Raw genomic sequence first — 18,873 nt, 5'->3', positions numbered from 1 at the left:
TTGGGGCTTGTGTCACTCGGCGAGCTCCTCCGCCCGGTCCGCCAGCCACAGGTCATGGCGGGCACTGGGGGACTGCAGCAGGGAACGCTCCAGCAGCGCCTCGATCCGGGTCAGCCGCTTGCGGGCGCCGGGGACGGAAACGCCCAGCGCTGCAGCCGCCGGGAGGAGTTGGGCGTCGTGCGCCAGCCAGGCGCGGACCGTGGCACGGGCTTCCGCCGGGGCATCCGGTCCGGTCAGCGCGCTCAGATGGGTACGGGCCCACTCGGTCAGGCGCGGGTCGCGCAGCACGTCGTCGAGAGCGGGGGCGGCCCCGGAGGCATCGCCGGTCCCCGCCCCGGCTCCCGCACCCGGCCCGGCCCCGGCGCCGTTCTCCGACGTGAGCCGCAGGGCCAGGGAGAGCGCCGCCTGGTCCGCCAGCCGTGCGAGGTTCAGGCCGAGCAGCGCCTCGATCAGGCGGAGCCGGGCCGCCAGGGTGTTGCGGTGGATCTTCAGCAGCCGGGTGGCGTGCGAGGTGAAGTTCAGCCAGGCGTGGGCGGTGGCGCGCAGCTCCTGCGCGCCGGGGTCCTGGGGGCGCCGGGGCGCGTGCGCGTGCAGGGGCGCGAGCAGGGCCTCCGCCCAGCGGACCCCCGCCTCGTACGCGGCGAGGGCCAGTTCGGGGCCGGGCCCGAACCGGGCGTGTCCGTCACCGCTCGCCCGGGCGACGGCGAGCGCGTGGAAGGCCTGGGTGTAGGCGGCCGGTGCCTCGCTCAGGCCCGCCTCTGCGCTGACCCCGACCGCGCAGTCCGGCGCCGCCGCCACCAGTGCTTCGGCCAGGGGGTCGCCGGTGGCGGACACCGCGGCCGGGTCGGGCGGGGCGAGCACGATGAGGTGGCGCAGGTAGACCGGGCAGCGCACGATCCAGGCCCGGCCGCCCGTCAGTTCCCGGCAGATCCGCATGACTTCGCCGCGCCGTCCGGTGGGGCACTCGACGACGTACATCCGCATCGGGTCGGGCAGCTCGGAGCCCAACGTGGCGGAGATCTGGTGGGCGGTGGACAGCTGGCCGTTCATCAGCAGGTGGAGTACGGCTTCGCGGACCTGCGCCTCGGCGCGCCGGACCCGTTCCTCCCGCCGCCCGGCCGCCTCGGTGCGCAGCGCGAGGTCCAGCAGTACGGCTGCGTCCGCGAGGAGTGCGGGCGCGTCGGGGTGGTGCGGCTGCTCCAGTACGGCGGCCAGCGCGCGCCGGCCGTCCAGCGCGAACAGCAGGGTCGCGCGGTCGGCTCCGTGCAGGACCGCCGACCGTACGCCGCGGGCAGCCAGCTCGGCGGCACCGCGCACGGCGGCCTCGGGAGCCGGGCCGTGCTCCGCTGCGGCGTCCACCACCCCGACCCAGCCGCCGAGGTGGGAGGCGAGCCACTCCAACAGTGCGGCCGATCCCCCGGCGTGGACGAGCCGGTGGATCTTGAGGACGTCGTCGGACCGGGACACGGCCGCATTCAACCATCCAGCGCTGACTGTGCGCTGTGATACCGGTCTCGCCCGCTCACTGGGCAGGACGAACCCTGCGCATCTCCCGGCCTGCGCATAGGTTGGGGGACGAGCGGCAGGGTCCCGGCGGCTTCGATGGAATCGGACACGGGGGAAGCCACGGGATCCCGCTGCCCCTCACATCTTGCGCGCCGCGCTGCGGATGGCCTCGCGGATGCGGAAGTAGGTGCCGCAGCGGCAGATGTTGGCGATGGCGTCGATGTCCTCGTCCGTGGGCTCGCTCGTGCGCTCGAGCAGGGCGACGGCCGCCATGATCTGGCCGGGCTGGCAGAAGCCGCACTGGGCGACGTCCTGTTCGAGCCAGGCCTCCTGCACGGGGTGCAAGTCGTCCCCGTTCGCCAGGCCCTCGATGGTGGTCACCGCCCGGCCGGCGCACGCGGAGACGGGCACCACGCAGGGGCGGATGTCGGCGCCGTCCAGGTGGCTGGTGCAGGCCTTGCAGACGTCCACCCCGCAACCGTACTTGGGGCCGCGGACGCCCAGCATGTCGCGGAGCACCCACAGCAGGGGCAGGTCGTCGGGCGCGTCCACGGTGACGCTCCGCCCGTTGACGGTGAAGGTGTGCGAGGGCACTGCGTACTCCTGGATCCGGGACTAGCGGGGGTAGGGGGTGAAGTCGACGTCGAAGTCGAGAGGGAAGCTGCGCGGCTTGGAACCGGTGGCCCTGGCCCAGGCGTTGGCGATCGCACCGACGGCGGCGGGCACGCCGAGCTCGCCCGCGCCACCGGGCTCCTCGCCGGTGGCCGGCAGCACGAAGACCCGTACCTCGCGGGGGGTGTCGCGCTGCTTGGCCCAGTGGAACTGGCTGTAGCTGCCCTCCAGCGGAAGCCCCTTGTCGAGGTGCAGCCCGGCGCGCAGGGTGGTGGAGATCGCGTCGGTCAGGCCGCCGATCATCTGGGCCTCCAGTCCGCGCGGGTTGACCGGCAGGCCCACGTCCACGGCGATGACGGCCTTGGTGACGCGGACGTGGTCGGGGTCCCGGGTGTCGATCTCGACGAGGCACGCGGTGCGGGACTTGTACTCCTCGTGGAAGGCGATGCCCTGTGCGCAACCGGCCTCCATCGGCCGTCCCCAGTTCCCCTCCGCGGCCACCTTGTCGAGTACGGCGCGCTGGGCGTCGGTCTTCAGGAAGGTGCGTCGGAACCGGTACGGGTCCCGGCCCGTGCGGGCGGCGAGTTCGTCGACCACGATCTCCTCGGCTCCGCGCGTGTTGGCGGAGTAGACCGAGCGCCAGGAGGCGGTGGGGATCCCGGTGGGCACCTCGGTGAGGGCCTGGGTGGTGAGTCCGAAGTGGTACGGGGACTTCACCGTGGTCAGGAAGAGGGTCTGGGCGAGGGTGGCGTTGCCGATGCCGAGCGGCAGACTGGCCGCGGTGGCGGTGATGATCTCGCCCAGGCCGTGCCGGAAGTCGGTCTCGGCGGCGGCGACGCGGTGCTCGAAGCTGAGCACCTCGCCCAGCAGGTGGGTGGCGCGGATCTTGTGGTGGGTCGCGGGGCGCATCCGGCCGTGCCGGGTGTCGTCCACGCGGGTCCACATGAGCCGGACCGGACGGCGGCAGGCCTTGGAGATGCGGGCGGCTTCCAGGGCCGCGTCGAAGAAGAGCCGACGGCCGAAGGAGCCGCCGGCCTGGACCACGTGCACGGTGACCTTGGAGAGCGGCAGGCCGAGCTCGGCGGCGATGGTCTCGCGGGCCACGATCGGGGACTTGAGGCCGGACCAGATCTCGGCCCGGTCCTCGCGCACGTCGGCGATGGCGGAGTTGGTCTCCATCGGGGCGTGGCTGACGAAGGCGAAGTCGAACTCGGCGTCGACGTACGGGGTCAGCAGGGGCGGGACCAGCAACGGCGGGGTGGCGGCGCGCAGTTTGGCGCGGATCTGGTCGTCGGACAGCTGGTCGGCGGGTCCGGGCCCCCAGGTGACCTGGAGGGCCGCCTTGGCGTCGATGGCCTGCCCGAAGGTCTCGGCGACGACGGCGACCCCGGTCGGGACGGGCACCACGTGCAGGACGCCGGGCATGGCCCGGACGGCGGCGAGGTTGGTGACGGTGCGGACCGTGCCGCCGAGGGTGGGCGGGCGGCGCACGACGCAGGGCTTGGCGCCGGGCACGTCGAGGTCGAGGGTGTACTGCAGGGCGCCGGTGACCATGGCGCGGGCGTCGACGCGGCCGGTCGGCTTGCCCACGAGGGTGTGCCCGGCCCGCTTCTTGGGGGTGGCGCCGAGGACGATCAGGGTCGGGTCGGCGGCGGCCGCGGCGAGGTCGCCGTAGTCGGCGGTGCGGCCGTCGGGGGCGCGGACGGCGCCGCCGGCGGTGGTCAGTGCGGCCGGAGTCAGGTTCCAGCGGTGGGCGGCGGCCGCGACGAGACGGGCCCGGGCGGTGGCGGCGCACTGGCGGACCGGCCCGTAGAGGGAGCGGATGGAGTTGGAGGATCCGGTGAGCTGGTTGAAGAGCAGTTCGGGCCGGGCGTCGTCCAGTTCCACGCGTACGTCGGCCAGCGGCGCGTCGAGCTCCTCCGCGACCAGCATGGCCACGGCGGTGGTGAGGCCCTGGCCGACCTCCTCGCGCGGCAGCCGGAAGCGGATGGTGCCGTCCGCCTCGACGGCGAGCGCCAGCAGGGCCGAGGTGGGTGCGCCGGCCAGGATGAACAGGTCGCCCAGGTCGATCAGGTCGGCGACGGCCGGCAGGGAGGGCACCACGGCGTGGGCGGGCTGCGGGGCCAGCGCGTCGGCGCCGGCCCGGGTGACCAGGGCCAGGGTCGGTGCGGCCACGAGGTAGGTGAGGAAGGAACGGCGGCTCTGCCCCGCGGCGTGGTGCTGCCCGGTCATGTCGTTGTGTGTCCCCACGCTGCGCGGGCCCGCCCGCGCAGACCTCCCCCGGCTCATTACCGGCACGTAGGGTAGCGACCCGGCAGCGCGATGGGAAGGCCCGATCACGCCGCGTCATTTACGGCGACATCACTCCTTCGGGGGTATCTCGGGGGCCCGCCTTGATCCGTTCCTTACGCGATTCCCCGTCGGGCCGGGCTCGTACATCTCGGCCGTACGATCGAGCGACGGTCACCGGATGGTCTGATTCCGGCCGCTGTTCGCACGGCTCCACGACCCCGACCGGCTGGTCCCGTCACACCGCCCCGGAGTTCGCCTGACCGGATTCGTTCGCACGCCGCGAGCGGGGCGGCAGGCCTACGGCATATACCAGAAGCAAGAACGTAGCGGATGTTGCCAAACGTCTTACACACCGTCGCGCCCTGTGCAACAGTCGTTACCGGTCCTTCCTTCAGACTTGGCCGTGCCGCGCCTGTATCGGAGTTCTCATGCCGTCCCACCTGTTCGCGGACCGTCCCGCGCAGCCGCCCGAGCCGGGGTCGGTGGACGCGCTGATCTCGCAGACCCGACGGCTGCGCGGGGAAGTGGACGCGGTCCGCCGCGACACCGTCGTCGACGACGACGACGCCCAGGGCCGCTGGCAGCGCGCACTGTGCGATCTCGCCGTCCACCACCTCGACGACCTCCGCGAGCACCTGGGCCAGCTCAAGGAGGGCCTGCCGGCGGCGCCCGACATCGTCGAACAGCCGCAGGCGGCGCCCGAGGTTGGGCCCGAGGCCCAGATCCGCGTCGGCAGCGCCGAGTGGAACCTGCTGACCGACGAGGTCAGTTGGTCCGACGAGCTGTTCCAGATCTTCGGCCGTTCGCCCGAGTCCGGCGCGCTCCCCCTCGACGAACTGGGCTCGACCCTCTTCTCCGAGGACCAGCCGCTGCTCACCGCATGGGTCACCGCCTGCCTCGTGGACGGCAAACCGATCGACGGCGAGTTCCGCATCGTCCGGGCCGACGGCCGGGTCCGGACCTTACACATGAGGGCCGAGCCGGTACTCGACTCCGACGGCTGCACGGCATCGATGTGGGCCGTCCTGCGGGACGTGAGCGAACTGCGCCGGAGCCAGCGCGCGGTGCGCGAGTCGCGCGACTCGCTACAGCGTCAACGGGAGATCGCACAGACCGAGCGCCGGCTGGCGGTCGAACTACAGGAAGCCGTGCTCCCCCCGTGGCGCGGCTCCCTGCGGTTCCCGTACGGCAGCGCGGGCACGCTGGACGTGGCCGCGCACTACCTGCCCTCCGCGACCAGCGCGCTGATCGGCGGCGACTGGTACGACGCGCTCGAACTCCCCGACGGTTGCTCGATGCTGACGGTCGGTGACCTGACCGGTCATGGGGTGACCGCCACTTCCGGGATGGCGATGATGCTCGGCGCCCTGCGTGGCATGGCCATGGCGGGCATCGAGCCCGGCCCGCTGATGGGCTGGCTCAACCAGCTCCTGGAGACCTCCGTGCAGCCGGCGCTCGGCTCGGCCGTGTGCTGCCGCTACGATCCCGCGCGCCGGGTCCTCTCGTGGGCACAGGCGGGCCACCCGGCACCCCTGCTGTTCCGCCACGGGTCGGGGCGCTCCCTACTGCCGCCGGAGGGCGTCCTGCTGGGCGCGACCTCCGGAGCCTCGTACGGCCAGGCCGAGGAACACCTCGAAGTGGGCGACCTGCTGGTCCTGCACACGGACGGGCTCACGCCGCGCAGCATCGAGTTCAGCCGGGCGGACGGGACCGAGCGGCTGCTGGCGCTCGCGCCGCGGTTCGCGGTGGCGCGGTCGGCGCAGGAGTGCGTGCGGATCGTGATCGAGGAGTTCGGCGAGAGCGAGCGCGAGGACGACGCCTGCGTGCTGGTCGCCCGGGTCGGCGGGTAACGGGCTTCGAACTGCCGGACCGTTCGGACCGTCGGTTCAGCCACAGGGGCTTCAGGGCCGCGCCACGGGGCGCGGCCTTTCTCGTCTCCGTACGGGGCTTCGTGCACGGCGCGCGGCGAACCGTGCGGGGGCGGGCGTGGGACTACACCCCCGTACCGCGCGGGCCGCGCGGCGCCGGGGTGTCGGGGAGGGCCAGCTTGATCTCCTGGCGCAGGTCCTCGATGCGCGCGTACCCGGAGTACTGGGCGGTGAGCCGGTACATCTCCCGCAGCCGGTCCCAGGTCCGGTGCGAGGAGGTCTCGTTCATCGAGACCAGGGCGAGGCGCGCGTACCGGTCGGCCTGCTCCGGCTCGTCGGCGATGAAGCAGGCCGAGGCCATGGAGATGTAGTCGAAGATCTGCGAGCGTTGGTAGCCCTCGCCCCGCAGCCGCAGGGCCTCCTTGGCGTGGCGCGCGGCGATCGGCGCCGCGGCGGCGTCGTGGTCCGCGAGGGTCCGGTAGGCGAGGGCCTGCATGCCGTGCAGGTCGGCCTCGTCGAAGTGCTGCATCCAACTCGGCGGCGGTACGTCGCCCTTGTCGGAGACGAAGAGCTCCTCCGCTTCGCCCAGGGTGCGGCGCATGGCCTGGCCCTTGCCCATGGCGGCCTGCGCCCAGGCCTCGATGGTGTGCAGCATGGCGCGCGTGCGCGGGAGGGTCTGCTCGCCCGAGCCGGACTGGGCGAGCTTCATCAGGTCCAGGGCCTCGTTCGGCTTGCCCAGGTGGACCATCTGCCGGGCTGCGCGGGACAGCGCCTCGCCCGCGCGCGGCCGGTCGCCGCCCTCGCGGGCCGCGTGCGCGGCGATGACGAAGTACTTCTGCGCCGTGGGTTCGAGGCCCACGTCGTGGGACATCCAACCGGCGAGGACCGCCAGGTTGGCCGCCACCCCCCAGAGCCTGCGCTGGAGGTGGTCGGGGTGGTGATAGGCGAGCATGCCGCCCACCTCGTTGAGCTGGCCGACGACGGCCTTGCGCTGGAGTCCGCCGCCTCGGGACGCGTCCCAGGCGCGGAACACCTCCACGGAGCGCTCCAGGGCCTCGATCTCCTGGGAGCCGATCGGGGCGGCCTCGTAGCGGTCGTAGCCCGCTGGGTCGGCCTGGAAGGTTTCCCCGAAGTTCCGGGCCTCCTTGGCCAGGGCGGGGTCGGTGTGCAGCCAGTCGTACATGGCGTTGCTGAGGGCGGAGCCGGCGGTGAGCACCGCTCCCGCGCCCATCAGACCGCGACGGTTGAGCATGAGGTCCATTCCCGTGAATTCGGTGAGGACCGCGGCTGTGCGTTCGGGCGCCCAAGGCATCCCGTCGGGGTTCTCACGAGCCCCGTCCGGCTGCCGTCTGGAGGTGCGCCGCTGCCGTACGAACCCGAGGTCCTCGATGGTCACGACACGACCGAGCCGCTCGGTGAACAGTGCTGCCAGTACCGTGGGCACCGGTTCGCGGGGGGCCTCCCCCATGTCGATCCAGCGCCGCACCCGCGAGGTGTCGGTGGCCAGTTGGGGGTGGCCCATGGCCGCCGCCTGCCTGTTCACCATCCTCGCCAGTTCGCCCTTCGACCAGCCGGCCAGGCCGAACAGGTCGTTCAAGCGGGTGTTTGGACCTTTGCTCACGTCAAGCCCCCAGGTTCTCGGCTGAGTTGACAGTAGCCCGCTGGTAGGTGCCCAGCGACTATTCGCCAGGCTTCGCCAGGGCACGCCCGATGGTTCGCCACCTTGCCCCGGGTGTCAGGTAGGAATGCGCCTCCCCGACCCGGTTCACCGGCGGAACTCCCCAGGGTGAAGTACGGGATCCGGCGGGGTGGCGTACGCAACTCGTCGGCGCACGAAGGGATCCGTATCACCATGTACGCAGCAACGTCCTCCGTGTCCGCACCGGTCCGGTCGCACCGCACGCTCCCGGCTGGCGGCGGCCCCTACCTCGAACCCGGCCGCCCGGCGGCTCCGACACAGGGCGCCGTCCGGGCGCGGCGAATGCCGGGTACCGGATCCCTGCCCGTCAGCGGAAGAATCGACCTCTCGGGGCCGCAGGGGGCGCAGTTGCGCACCGCGCTCGCCTCCGTGCAGCGGATCTGTCCGGAGTTCGCCCCGGTGCAGGTACTGCGGCGCAGCGGCCGCTCGGTCCTCCTGGTCGGCACCACCGGACGGATGACCGCCGTCGCGAAGGTCTTACTGGACCACTCGCCCGAGTGGCGTGAGCGCTACCGGCACGAAATAGGGGCGTACCGGACCTTCGTCCGGCACCGCCCACCGGTCCGGGTCCCGCGGCTGATCGCCGCCGACCCCGAGAACTGCACGCTCGTGGTGGAGCGGATGGCCGGCCGGGTCGCGGCGCTGCAGCGGCACCCGGTGGAGCCGCCGCCGCGGGTGGACCTCCGAGCGGCCCTGGGCGCGGTGTCCCGGGTCAACCAGTGGCGGCCGCCGGCGGAGTCGTTCGGCACCCCGATGAACTACGCGCGGCGGATCGCCCGCGACTACGAGTTGGGCCTGCTGACCGACCGGGACCTCGGTGACCTGCAGAAGCTGCTGCACGGTGTAAAGCTGTCGGGCACGGCGCTGCAGTTCAACCACGGTGACGCCCTGCTGTCGAACCTGCTGCTGTCGCCGGCCGGTCCGGTCCTGCTCGACTGGGAGCACGCGGGTTGGTACCTGCCCGGGTACGACCTGGCCACGCTGTGGACGGTACTGGGCGACGCCCCGGCCGCCCGCGCCCAGATCAGCCGGCTCGCCCAGTCGGCCGGTCCGGCCGCGCGGGACGCCTTCCTGGTCAATCTGATGCTGGTGCTGACCCGGGAGATCCGGATGTCCGAGACGGCGGTGCAGCGCTCGATGTCGGCGACCGCCCCGAGCCAGCCCCTGCCGGTGGGCGCCCTGTCCTCCGGTGAGGAGCAGCGACTGCTGCTCCGCCGCCTGCACGACGATGCAGGGATGGCGCGCCGAGCGGTCCGCGCGGCGGTCGGCACGCGCTGACCGCCCCCCGAACGCGAAGCCCCGTGGCCCCCACCGCCACGGGGCTTCGCCGGTTCCGGAGTGCCCGTGGGCACCGCGGCGGCACGCAGCCGTGGCGGACGGAGCCCCCGGACGGGCCGCGGCCGGAGTACGGTCGGGCGGAGGTGAAGAGCAGGGCGGCGTTGTGGACTCCGCAGCCGAAGGCGTTCGCCAGTGCGGCGGGCACCGGCATCCGGCGGGGGCCGCCCGCGACCAGGTCCAGGCCGACCGCCGGGTCCGCGGATACTTGCCGGATGGATGGATCAAGGGATTCTTGGGTCAACACCACGCACGATTGGGCCGGCACGGTGGACGAGGACCATCTCGGTCGGATCCGCCGGAGGTCCGGGGAGTTCGTGCCGGGCGGGCCGGAGCACCTCGTTCTCGAGGTCGTCGCTTACGCCGCTGACGAGGCGGCGGGCCGGGGCGGCGGGCGGTGCGTGGTGACGCTGCACACCGACGGCTCGGTGTCGGTGAAGGATGACGGGCGGGGCACCGACACGCGGGTCGACGAGCACGGCCGGGTGGTGAAGAAGCCGGTCATGGCCACGAAGGACCTCCGGTTCTTCGACCTCCCGGAGGCGGAGCGGCTTCCGGACGGACATCCGCGTCGTGGCATGTCCGTGGTCGCAGCGCTCAGCGATTGGCTGATCCACACCAACCGCCGTGCCAACGGGTCCTGGAGCCAGCGCTACGAGCGCGGCGTCCCGGTGACCGACCTCCAGCCCGTCGAAGCCGACGGGACCACCGGAACCTGCGTCCGCTTCCTTCCGGACGAAACCCTGCGTTCGCGCTGGTCGTTGACCGCGGGTGAGCTGGCGCTATGGTCCGAGCACTGGCCCGACCTGACGGCCCGCCTCGAGGATCAGCGACACGGCGAGGACCGGCCGGGTCCGTGACCACGGGGCGGCGCGACCGGAGTGCACGGCGTGGAGGCCCTCCCCACCCTCCCCCTGCGCACGCGCCCGACGCCGGATGTCTTGACATCACATGATCCCCCGAACACCTTTTCTGACTCAGCATCAGAAATGCTGGAGGCACTTCCCCTCCTCCCCACACCGCTGGAGCCTGCCCATGTCCGCAAGCGCTTCACGCACCACCCCCGCCGCCCTCCCGTCCAGACGTACGGTCCTCGCCGGTACGGGGGCCGGGGTGCTCGCCGCCACCGTGCTGCCGTCCGCCACCGCCCGGGCCGACGGCGCCCAGGACGGGCCCGCGCTCGGCGAGTACGACGTCGTCGTGGTCGGCTCCGGGGCCGCCGGGATGACCGCCGCGCTCACCGCCGCCAAGCGGGGGCTGAGCGTGCTGGTGGTGGAGAAGGCCCCGACCTTCGGCGGATCGGCCGCCCGGTCCGGAGCCGGTATCTGGCTGCCCAACAATTCGGTGATCCTGGGCGCGGGGGTGCCGGACACCCCGCAGAAGGCGGCGACGTACCTCGCGGCCGTCGTCGGGCCCGAGGTACCGGCCGACCGCCAAGCCGCGTTCCTCGCCAACGGGCCGCGGATGCTGGACTTCGTGATGGCCAACAGCCCGCTGAAGTTCCGCTTCATGGAGGGATACAGCGACTACTACCCCCATCTGCCGGGCGGGCTGCCGAACGGGCGGTCCATCGAGCCGGACCAGATCGACGGGAACGTCCTGGGCGCCGAACTGGCCCGCCTGAACCCGGCGTACATGCCGGTCCCGGCCGGGATGGTGGTCTTCAGCCAGGACTACAAGTGGCTGAACCTGGCAGCGGTGAGCGCCAAGGGGCTCGCCGTGTCCACCGAGTGCCTGGCGCGCGGCACGAAGGCGGCACTGCGCGGCGAGAAGCCGCTGACGATGGGCCAGGCCCTGGCGGCCGGACTGCGGGCCGGGCTCCAGCGGGCCGGGGTGCCGCTGTGGCTGAACTGCCCGCTGGTGGACCTGGTCCAGGAGGGCGGCGCGGTCACCGGCGTGGTGGTGGAGCAGGAGGGCGTACGGGGCACCGTGAGGGCCCGGCGCGGGGTGGTCATCGGCTCCGGCGGGTTCGAGCACGACGCGGCGATGCGGGCGCAGTACCAGCAGCAGCCCATCGGCACGCAGTGGTCGGTCGGCGCGAAGGAGAACACCGGCGACGGGATCCGGGCGGGGCAGCGGGCCGGGGCCTCGCTGGCGCTGATGGACGACGCCTGGTGGGGGCCTTCGATCCCGCTGCCCGGGGAGCCGTACTTCTGCCTCGCCGAACGGACCCTGCCGGGCGGGCTGATCGTGAACGCGCACGGCGCGCGGTTCGTCAACGAGGCGGCGCCGTACAGCGATGTGGTGCACGTGATGTACGAGAGGGACCGGGGCGCGGTCGGCTCGCACATCCCGGCGTGGCTGATCGTGGATCAGAACTACCGCAACAGGTACCTGTTCAAGGACATCCTGCCGACGCTCCCCTTCCCGGACTCGTGGTACCAGGCGGGCGCGGCGAAGAAGGCGTGGACCTGGGACGCGCTGGCGGGTCAGATCGGGGTCCCGGCGGCGGCGCTGCGGGCGACGCTGGGCCGGTTCAACGCGCAGGCGTGGAGCGGCAACGACACGGACTTCCACCGGGGCGACACGGCGTACGACCACTACTACACGGACCCGGGCGTGCACCCGAACTCGTGTCTGGCACCCGTCTGGGTCCCGCCGTTCTACGCGTTCAAGATCGTGCCCGGGGACCTCGGTACGAAGGGCGGCATCGTGACGGACGCCCGGGCGCGGGCCCTGCGCCCGGACGGCTCGGTGATCCCGGGCCTGTACGCGGCCGGCAATGCGAGCGCTGCGGTGATGGGCCACAGCTACGCAGGGGCCGGATCCACGATCGGCCCCGCGATGACCTTCGGCTACGTGGCGGCGAACGCCATCGCGGACGCGTGACGCCCGCGACGGGGGATGCGGACGGTCAGCCCTGCTGGAAGAGCTCGGCGGGGAGCGGCTTCAGGAGGGCGTAGAGGTCATCGGTGATCGGGCGGTCCCAGCTGGCGATGGTGACCAGCACGTTGTCGCTGCGGTCGAACTGGACGCAGGAGATGCGGGACTCCGACAGCTTGATCTTCCGGACGATGAGGAGGTTGTCGCCCTGCATGACGGGGCAGTCCTCGACGCCGGTGACCTCGACGTCCTCGTCGTTCTCCAGTGCGTCGAGGAGCTGGGCCACCTCGAAGGGGATCTGGCCGTCGGTGAGGTCGCGGGCCGGGGATCCCTCCGGGAGGTTCCCGATGATCATCGCGGGGCCGCGTCCGCCGAAGAGGTCGTAGCGGAGGAAGACACCCTGGCAGCTGCCGTCGGGCGCGGGCAGCAGCCCGGCCCCGAGATTGCCCGGCCAGTCCCCCGGGTCCATGGCCAGGACGTCGAAGTCCGGGCCGGCGGGAGTGGCGGCGCGGTGGCGGCGGAGGAAGGACATGCCGCCATGGTACGTGGCCGCGCGGGTTTTCCGGCCCGGGGGCCCGCATCCGGGGAGCTGTCCGGTGCGGGCCCGCCGGCCCGGCTCGTCAGACCGGTGGGACGAGCGTGAACCAGTACGGGAGCAGGGCGGCGTCGCCGGTGACCTGCAGGGCGGTGGGCGGCAGGCGGCGCCAGAGGAACAGGGCGAGGTCGGAGGCGGTGCCGGAGGCCTCGACGTCCGCCGGGTCGGTGGCACCCGGCTCCAGCAGGACCTGGTCCCCCGAGAAGACGACCGTCCAGGATTCCGGGCCGTCGGTACGCCGGAAGCGGTACCTCTCCCCCGTGCCCGGCGGTGCCTGCTGCCAACCGCGGCGGGCCGGGGCCATCACCTCGATCGTCTGGGTCACGGCGTCGGCGGCCACGTCCGGGGCCAGGCGGCCCGCGGTGCCGGTCGCGGATTCGGCGTCCCAACGGTGCACGGCCAGCTCGATCAGTTGCATCCGGAGCCAGAATCCCGTGGTCTGTTCCACCGACCAGGTCCAGACCGTCGTGTCCGGCCCCAGCTCGTGGAAGAGCTCCGCCAGCTCCCGGGCGCCCTGCGCGAACCAGTCGGTCAGCCCGTCCGGGTCGTCGGGGACCTCGGGGAGGGTGAGGCCGGCGGGGTCGGGCGGGGCCGTCAGCCGTTCGCGCAGGACGTGCGCGAGGTAGCGGTGCACTCCGCCCAGGTGCCGGACCAGGTCGGCGACCGTCCAGCCCGGGCACGAGGGGACCGCGGGCACCGGCTCTCCGAGATCGAACGCCCGGCGCACGGCCTTCTCGAACGCCGCCGCCTCGGTCCGGAAGGGGGCGAGTCTTTCGGCATGATCCATACGAGCATGCCTGCCCACCGGGCGGCGGATCCGATCACGTTGAGCTACGGGCGAACGCCTCCAGCGCGTCCCTGAGCCCGGGCCGGTCGGTGCCCAGCTTGCGGCAGGCCGCCGACAGTGCCCAGTCCGGCGCGGGCAGCACCACGGCCTCCGGCAGGGTCTCCTTCTCGGTGCGCACCGCGAGGTCCGCCGCCTGCCGCTCCTCCTCCGTGAGCCCGTCCTCCCAGGCCAGACCGCACGGCAGGGCGCCGCCCAGTCCCAGCAGGGTGTCGGTGGTCTCCGCGGCCAGCCCGTCCGCACCGCATTCCCGCGCCGTCACCACGGCCTGCATCAGCACGTCCGCGTCGCGCAGCTCGGTGCCGAGCGCGGCCAGGGCGCAGGCCAGTTCGTAGCCCGCCGGTGAGGCCGAGAGCAGGGTGACCGCCTCCTGGAGGAGCCCGGCCCGCTCCTCGGGGGCGGCGACCTGCGCCGCCACCCGCAACGCCTGGCCGATGCCCGAGGCGGCGCCGAAGGCGCGGGCACGTCGGACGGCGTCGTCGGCCAGGGCGCGGGCCCGCTGCGGATCGTCCGCGGCCACCGCCCGGGCGAGGTGCAGCTGCCACGGGCACCAGGCCGGATTCTGGATGCCGCGCGGGGTCAGCCGCCGGTCGACCGCCTCCAGTTCGACGATCGCGGCCTGCACGTCGCCCCGGGCCAGCAGCAGTTCGGCGTAGACGGTCTGCGAGTCGGGGAAGACCACGGCCGCCGGGAAGGGGCTGCCGTACTCGTGCTCCCGGGCCAGCTCCCAGGCCTCCTCGGGGCGGCCCCGAGCGAGCAGGGTGGTGAGGAGGATGGCTATGGCGTACCAGTGCACGGGGGTACGCCGGCCGACCCGTTCGGCGAGGTGCAGTCCGGCCCGGGCCAGTTCCTCGGCCTCCACGAGCCGCCCGCGCCGGTAGCGGACGTAGGCCCGCAGGCTGTAGGCGAAGGAGAGGTGCGCCCCGCGCCAGCCGTGCCGTTCGAACTCGGCGGTGCCCGCTTCGAACAGCTCCTCGGCACGTCCGGGCCGGTCGGTGTACATGTGGGCCATCGCGACCAGGACCGGGACCTCGAATCCGCGGTCCTCGTGGGCCCAGCTGAAGGGCTGCTCCAGCACCCGTCCGGCGTGGTGCAGCACCACGTCGACCGGCTCGCCCCGCAGACAGGCGTCCCAGGCCCGCAGCCCGATGATGTACCGCTCGGTGAGGTCGCGCCCGGTCAGCCGGTCGGCGAGGCGGGAGAGCCGCCGGGAGCGGGCCGGGGAGTCGGTCTCGGCGGCGTTGAAGGCGTCCCACATGAACTGCTCGGACTGGAGGCGCAGCCGGGCGCGTACGTCCTGGGTGTAGGGGATCTCCCGCGCGAGTGATTCCGAGGCTTCGGCGAGCCGGTCGCTGTGCGCGAGGACTTGGGCGAGCCGGATGACGATGCCCTGGCGCAGGGCCGGGTCGTCGGAGGGCTCGGCGAGGGCGGCCCGCAGGTGGTTGACCGTGTTGGCGGGCTCGGTGAGCAGGGAGGCGCAGCCCAGTTCGTAGAGGACGGCGGCGCGTTCGTCGAAGTCCGGGGGTTCGAGCAGCGCGCGGGCGAGCTGGCGGCGGGCGGCCTCGGGGGCGCCGGCCCGGAGGTTCTCGCCGGCGGCCTCGCGCAGGGTGCGCACCACCCAGGGGTCGTTCTCGGGGTGGGTCTCCAGCAGGTGGCGGGCGGCCGCGGAGGAGCCGAGTCCGGCGTCGACGACGGCCGCCGCGGCCTTGCCGTGGAGGGCGACGCGGAGCGCGTCGGGGATGGCGCGGTAGATGGCGGTGGCGATGAGGGGGTGGACGAACTCCAGCCCGGCCTCGGCGTCGGGTTCCTCGGCGGCCGCCGCCGAGAGGATGCGGGCGTCGCGCAGCCGCCGGGTGGCGTCCACGGCCTCCTCGGCACCGAGTGCGGCGACCCGGGCGGCGATGTCCTGCGGGATGGCGGTGCCGAGGACGGCGCAGGCCCAGGCGAAGCGGACGGTGGAGGGGCCGAGCCGTTCGAGGCGGGCGACGAGGCCGCTGCCGCGCTGGGCGGCGGCGAGGTCGCGCAGCTGCGGGGCGTTCGCCTCGACCGGGGTCAGTCCCTTGCCGCGGACCTTGGCGGTGAGTTCGACCGCCTCGAAGGGGTTGCCAGTGGTGACGGCCCAGGCCTCCTGGCAGAAGGCGTCGTCGGCGTGGGGGCCGACGGCCTCGCGGACCAGGGTGGCGACGGCGGCCGGGGTGAGCGGGGCCAGGGGCAGCGGGCGCTGTCCCGCCCGCCCGGGCAGCGTACGGAAGGCGTCGGCGTGCTCGGGCAGTTCGTCGGGGCGGTAGGCGACGACGAGGAGCAGCGGGAGGTGTTCGGCGCGCGGGGCGAAGGCGGCGAGCCAGCCGAGGGACTCGGGGTCGGCCCAGTGGGCGTCGTCGAGGACGAGGGCGACGGGGGCGCGCTTGACGACGAGGTGGGTGAGCACCCAGTCGAGGCCGTCGCGCAGGCCTTGGGGGTCGGGCGGGACGCCCTGTTCGGGGGCGCAGAGTCCGAGGGCCGGGCCGACGATGGAGTACCAGCCCCCGAGGGCGGCGCGCAGCTCTTGCTCGGAGGTGCCGGCGAGCTGGGGCTGGATGAGCTGGCGGGCGACGTGGAAGGGCTGGCTCTGTTCCTGTTCGCCGCCGCGGGCGGCGAGGACGGTGCAGTTGCGGGCGAGGGCGCGGCGGCGCAGTTCGGCGAGCAGGGTGGTCTTGCCGAGGCCGGCGGGGCCGGAGAAGGCGAGCAGCGCTCCGCCCGCGTCCGGCCCGGGACCGGTGAGCTGGTCCAGGGCTTCGTCGACGATCGCGAGTTCGGCATCGCGTTCGACCATGGTGCGCCGTGTGCGGGTCCGGCGGTCCGTCATGGCTGGTACCCCCCAGGCCTGTTCGGGGGTTCAGCGTACGCCCGCGCGCAGCGCGGGGGATCCCAGTGCGGAAAAGAATCCGATCTTCTTTTCCGGGGAGCGTCAGTCCTGTAGGGAACGGGCCGCGAGGTCCTCGAGGACGGTCACGGCCTCGGCGGCCCGGTCGGCGGCCACGAAGAGGTGGTCGTGGTGGTAGCCGGCGATGACGTTGCAGCTCAGACCGTGTGCGCCGAGTTCGGTGGCGAAGGCGGCGGTGAGCCCGACGGCATCGAGGGCGGAGTGGATCCGCAGGGTGATCCAGCCGGCGGTGTAGTCGTAGGCGAGGCCGGCCGCGTCGGCGTCCTCCTGGCGCAGCACCAGGGTGAGGCCCTCGGGTTCGAGGACGGTGGCGACGGGGGTGGTTCCGGCGGGGACGGTGGTGCCGTCGACGGTGCAGAAGACGTACCGCCCCTCGTTCAGCTCGGGCCGCATGCCGCTCAGGAGTTTCCGCAGGTCGTGCTCTCCGCTCATGTGGCCACCCTACCGAGTGCTCGGGTCACGGCCGGTTCATCGGCGGCCCGCGGCCCCGCAGTGTGCCCGCCCCGCCGGGGCCGATGACCGCCTCCGCGGCGGCGTCGCCGTTCGTCCGGGGCCGGCAGGCCGGATCGAGACGTCGACCGTGGTCCCCCGATCAGCGGTCCAGCCCCGTACAGGTGGAGCGGGCCCGGTCAGGGGGGTCTTCGGCGTGGTGCCAGGACCAGCCCCGCACCTCGGGCAGCTCCTGCGGGTCACCGCCCGCCAGGCGTGCCGCCCGGCGCCGCGCCGCCGCCGGATCGCCGTCACCGAGGTGCGGGGCGGCGACGCCGAGCTGGAGCCACGGCCGACCGTCCCGTTCGGCCCGTAGGTCCGGGTGGATCAGCACCCGTCGTAGGCATCGTGGCGCCCGGCCCGGCCCGGCCCGGTCCGCGCGGCATCGAGCTCGCACTCCCACCGCCGCGACCGGTCCGCGTCCGCCCGGAGCCGCTCCGTCAGCAGGCCCGCCCCCGCCCGGCGGACCTCGCCCCGGTACGTGGCAGCCTCGAACCGGAATCCCGGCAGATCGACGCTCCCCCGGCCGGCCGGGTTCCGCCGGCCGTCCCGGACGACCTCGTCCCCCTCCCGTCGCACCGTCACGTCCAGCGCGCCGCAGCAGGTCTCTCCGTGCAGGAGGTCCGCGCCAGCCGTACCTCGTGGGGGTGCTCGTCGACCGCCGGGCTGCCACCCGACCCGAGCACGCCCCATGGATCCTCACCTGACCACCCCACCGAGGGACCGGCCAGGACGTCGCGCCCGTCGACCACGGGCCGGACCTGCACCCACCCCGCCGCCGCCGGCTCTGGCACCACGATGCGCAAGGCCGGTTCGCGATCCTCCCGGTACGCCCGGTACACCCCGCCTACGCAAGCCGCTTGCGCATCACGGTGCACATCGCCTCGTGGCGGCGCAGCGATCCGTCGGGAGCCCGCTCCGTCCACGCGTCGGACCGGCGGCCCCGGGCGACGTAGCCCAGCCGCTCGTACAGGGCCCGCGCCCGGGTGTTGTCCTCCTCCACGCCCAACTCGGCGTGGAGCAGCCCCCGGTTCCTGATCCGCAGCTCCGCCGCTCCGATCAGGAACGTGCCGATCCCGCACGACTGCAATGCGGGGTGGACGGCCAGCTGCCACAGCGTTCCGACGCCCTCCTCGGCCCGGTAGTCGATGCCTCCCTTGGCCACGGGGACGTCCGTCTCGGTGCAGACCGCGAGGTAGTCGACCTCGCCGAGCCGGGCGCGCTCCAACTGCCGCGCGACGCCCGCCAGATGCGTCTCGGTCCCCGCCCACCCGCACGACGCCAGGTCCGCACGCCTCAGGTCGCGCACGGTCAGCTTCAACACCACGTTGATCATCTTCACCGCCTCCGGCCAGTCAGCATCGGCGCCGCCCGCACCGGGCGCAACACCGTTTCCGCAGCTGGCCGCAGGCTCCGTCGGCGGGCTCCCGACCGCGGGGCCCCGCGGGGCCCGACCACGGGGCCCCCGGCCGGAGGATCGCAGCTCGTACACGGCCGCAGCTGGCCGTACGCGCGCGACGCCCCGGCCTGGGGGGGCGGGCCCGCGGGGAACGCCCGGTCGGGGTCAGGTCAGGTCGAACTCACCGCCCCGCGCGTTCAGTACGAACTTGTGCCACTCGTCCGGCGAGAAGATCAGTGAGGGGCTCTCGGGACGCTCGCTGTTGCGCATCGCGATGAAGCCCTCGACGAAGGCGATCTGGACGTCACCCACTCCCCGGCTGCTCGACTGCCAGTCCGCCCCGGTGAGATCGAGGTCCGGCTTCCCCCAACCAGCGAGGGGCTGTGAAGTCATGCTCTCGGCCACGTGCGTGCTCCTCCCGGTACGTCGTCCGGGGGCAAGGTTAACCACCGCAGCGGGTGCCGGACAGGCCACGGTGAGTCACCCGT

At 73.5% G+C, this 18,873-nt stretch carries 16 protein-coding genes; 4 read left to right on the top strand and 12 right to left on the bottom strand.

All coding sequences use genetic code 11. From position 1 onward, the window contains the following. Positions 1-12 precede the first annotated feature (12 nt). The 3 genes from OG594_RS18400 to OG594_RS18390 form a co-directional block, all read right to left on the bottom strand. Positions 13-1,467: a CdaR family transcriptional regulator gene (locus tag OG594_RS18400; RefSeq protein WP_266600227.1), complete on the bottom strand. Its 1,455-nt coding sequence runs from the start codon at positions 1,465-1,467 to the stop codon at positions 13-15. 177 nt (positions 1,468-1,644) lie between these two features. Then, on the bottom strand, positions 1,645-2,100 hold the full coding sequence (locus tag OG594_RS18395; protein ID WP_266600225.1) for a (2Fe-2S)-binding protein: 456 nt from the start codon (positions 2,098-2,100) through the stop codon (positions 1,645-1,647). 21 nt (positions 2,101-2,121) lie between these two features. Continuing rightward, the gene (locus tag OG594_RS18390) at positions 2,122-4,350 is read right to left on the bottom strand and encodes a xanthine dehydrogenase family protein molybdopterin-binding subunit (RefSeq protein ID WP_266600223.1); all 2,229 of its coding nucleotides are present in this window, start codon (positions 4,348-4,350) and stop codon (positions 2,122-2,124) included. A gap of 488 nt (positions 4,351-4,838) precedes the next feature. On the opposite strand from OG594_RS18390, the gene OG594_RS18385 reads away from it, so the two are divergent. Next, positions 4,839-6,260 carry a PP2C family protein-serine/threonine phosphatase gene (locus tag OG594_RS18385; RefSeq protein ID WP_266600221.1) on the top strand — a complete coding sequence of 474 codons (1,422 nt, stop codon included), beginning with the start codon at positions 4,839-4,841 and terminating at the stop codon, positions 6,258-6,260. A 142-nt stretch (positions 6,261-6,402) separates the two neighbouring features. Here OG594_RS18385 and OG594_RS18380 read toward each other — a convergent pair whose 3' ends face one another. After that, complete coding sequence (locus OG594_RS18380) at positions 6,403-7,899, bottom strand: hypothetical protein (protein WP_266600219.1); 1,497 nt, start codon at positions 7,897-7,899, stop codon at positions 6,403-6,405. A 231-nt stretch (positions 7,900-8,130) separates the two neighbouring features. On the opposite strand from OG594_RS18380, the gene OG594_RS18375 reads away from it, so the two are divergent. From OG594_RS18375 to kstD, 3 genes are all read left to right on the top strand, one after another. Beyond that, entirely contained in the window at positions 8,131-9,255 is a 1,125-nt protein-coding gene (locus OG594_RS18375; RefSeq protein WP_266600217.1) for an aminoglycoside phosphotransferase family protein, read from the top strand. A 272-nt stretch (positions 9,256-9,527) separates the two neighbouring features. Beyond that, complete coding sequence (locus OG594_RS18370; protein WP_266600216.1) at positions 9,528-10,172, top strand: ATP-binding protein; 645 nt, start codon at positions 9,528-9,530, stop codon at positions 10,170-10,172. A 175-nt stretch (positions 10,173-10,347) separates the two neighbouring features. Continuing rightward, positions 10,348-12,141 (top strand): 3-oxosteroid 1-dehydrogenase, encoded by a 1,794-nt coding sequence (kstD, locus tag OG594_RS18365; protein ID WP_323185245.1) that lies wholly within the window; start codon positions 10,348-10,350, stop codon positions 12,139-12,141. Positions 12,142-12,166: 25 nt separating this feature from the next. Here the strand turns inward: kstD and OG594_RS18360 are convergent, their stop codons facing one another. The 8 genes from OG594_RS18360 to OG594_RS18325 all read right to left on the bottom strand — a co-directional run bounded on the left by OG594_RS18360 (position 12,167) and on the right by OG594_RS18325 (position 18,790). Next, a complete protein-coding gene (locus tag OG594_RS18360) occupies positions 12,167-12,667 on the bottom strand; it encodes a hypothetical protein (RefSeq protein WP_030723069.1) in 501 nt (166 codons plus the stop codon). 88 nt (positions 12,668-12,755) lie between these two features. Next, positions 12,756-13,517 (bottom strand): maleylpyruvate isomerase family mycothiol-dependent enzyme, encoded by a 762-nt coding sequence (locus tag OG594_RS18355; RefSeq protein ID WP_266600214.1) that lies wholly within the window; start codon positions 13,515-13,517, stop codon positions 12,756-12,758. Between the two features lie 34 nt (positions 13,518-13,551). Next, positions 13,552-16,386 (bottom strand): AAA family ATPase, encoded by a 2,835-nt coding sequence (locus tag OG594_RS18350; protein WP_266600212.1) that lies wholly within the window; start codon positions 16,384-16,386, stop codon positions 13,552-13,554. A gap of 135 nt (positions 16,387-16,521) precedes the next feature. Continuing rightward, entirely contained in the window at positions 16,522-16,929 is a 408-nt protein-coding gene (locus tag OG594_RS18345) for an ACT domain-containing protein (RefSeq protein WP_266600210.1), read from the bottom strand. Between the two features lie 160 nt (positions 16,930-17,089). Then, complete coding sequence (locus tag OG594_RS18340; RefSeq protein ID WP_266600208.1) at positions 17,090-17,320, bottom strand: hypothetical protein; 231 nt, start codon at positions 17,318-17,320, stop codon at positions 17,090-17,092. Further along, positions 17,314-17,565, bottom strand: coding sequence for a hypothetical protein (locus OG594_RS18335; RefSeq protein ID WP_266600206.1), 252 nt, complete (start codon positions 17,563-17,565; stop codon positions 17,314-17,316). The genes OG594_RS18340 and OG594_RS18335 overlap by 7 nt, the downstream gene beginning before the upstream one ends. A 268-nt stretch (positions 17,566-17,833) precedes the next feature. Continuing rightward, a complete protein-coding gene (locus OG594_RS18330) occupies positions 17,834-18,322 on the bottom strand; it encodes an N-acetyltransferase (RefSeq protein WP_266600204.1) in 489 nt (162 codons plus the stop codon). A 228-nt stretch (positions 18,323-18,550) separates the two neighbouring features. Beyond that, complete coding sequence (locus OG594_RS18325; RefSeq protein WP_266600202.1) at positions 18,551-18,790, bottom strand: DUF397 domain-containing protein; 240 nt, start codon at positions 18,788-18,790, stop codon at positions 18,551-18,553. Positions 18,791-18,873: the final 83 nt, after the last annotated feature.

Origin of the sequence: Streptomyces sp. NBC_01214 (assembly GCF_026340975.1) — a bacterium.
Lineage (GTDB): Bacteria > Actinomycetota > Actinomycetes > Streptomycetales > Streptomycetaceae > Streptomyces.
Note: the sequence above shows the minus strand (reverse complement) of the source record. Positions and strands in the feature narration are given on the sequence as shown.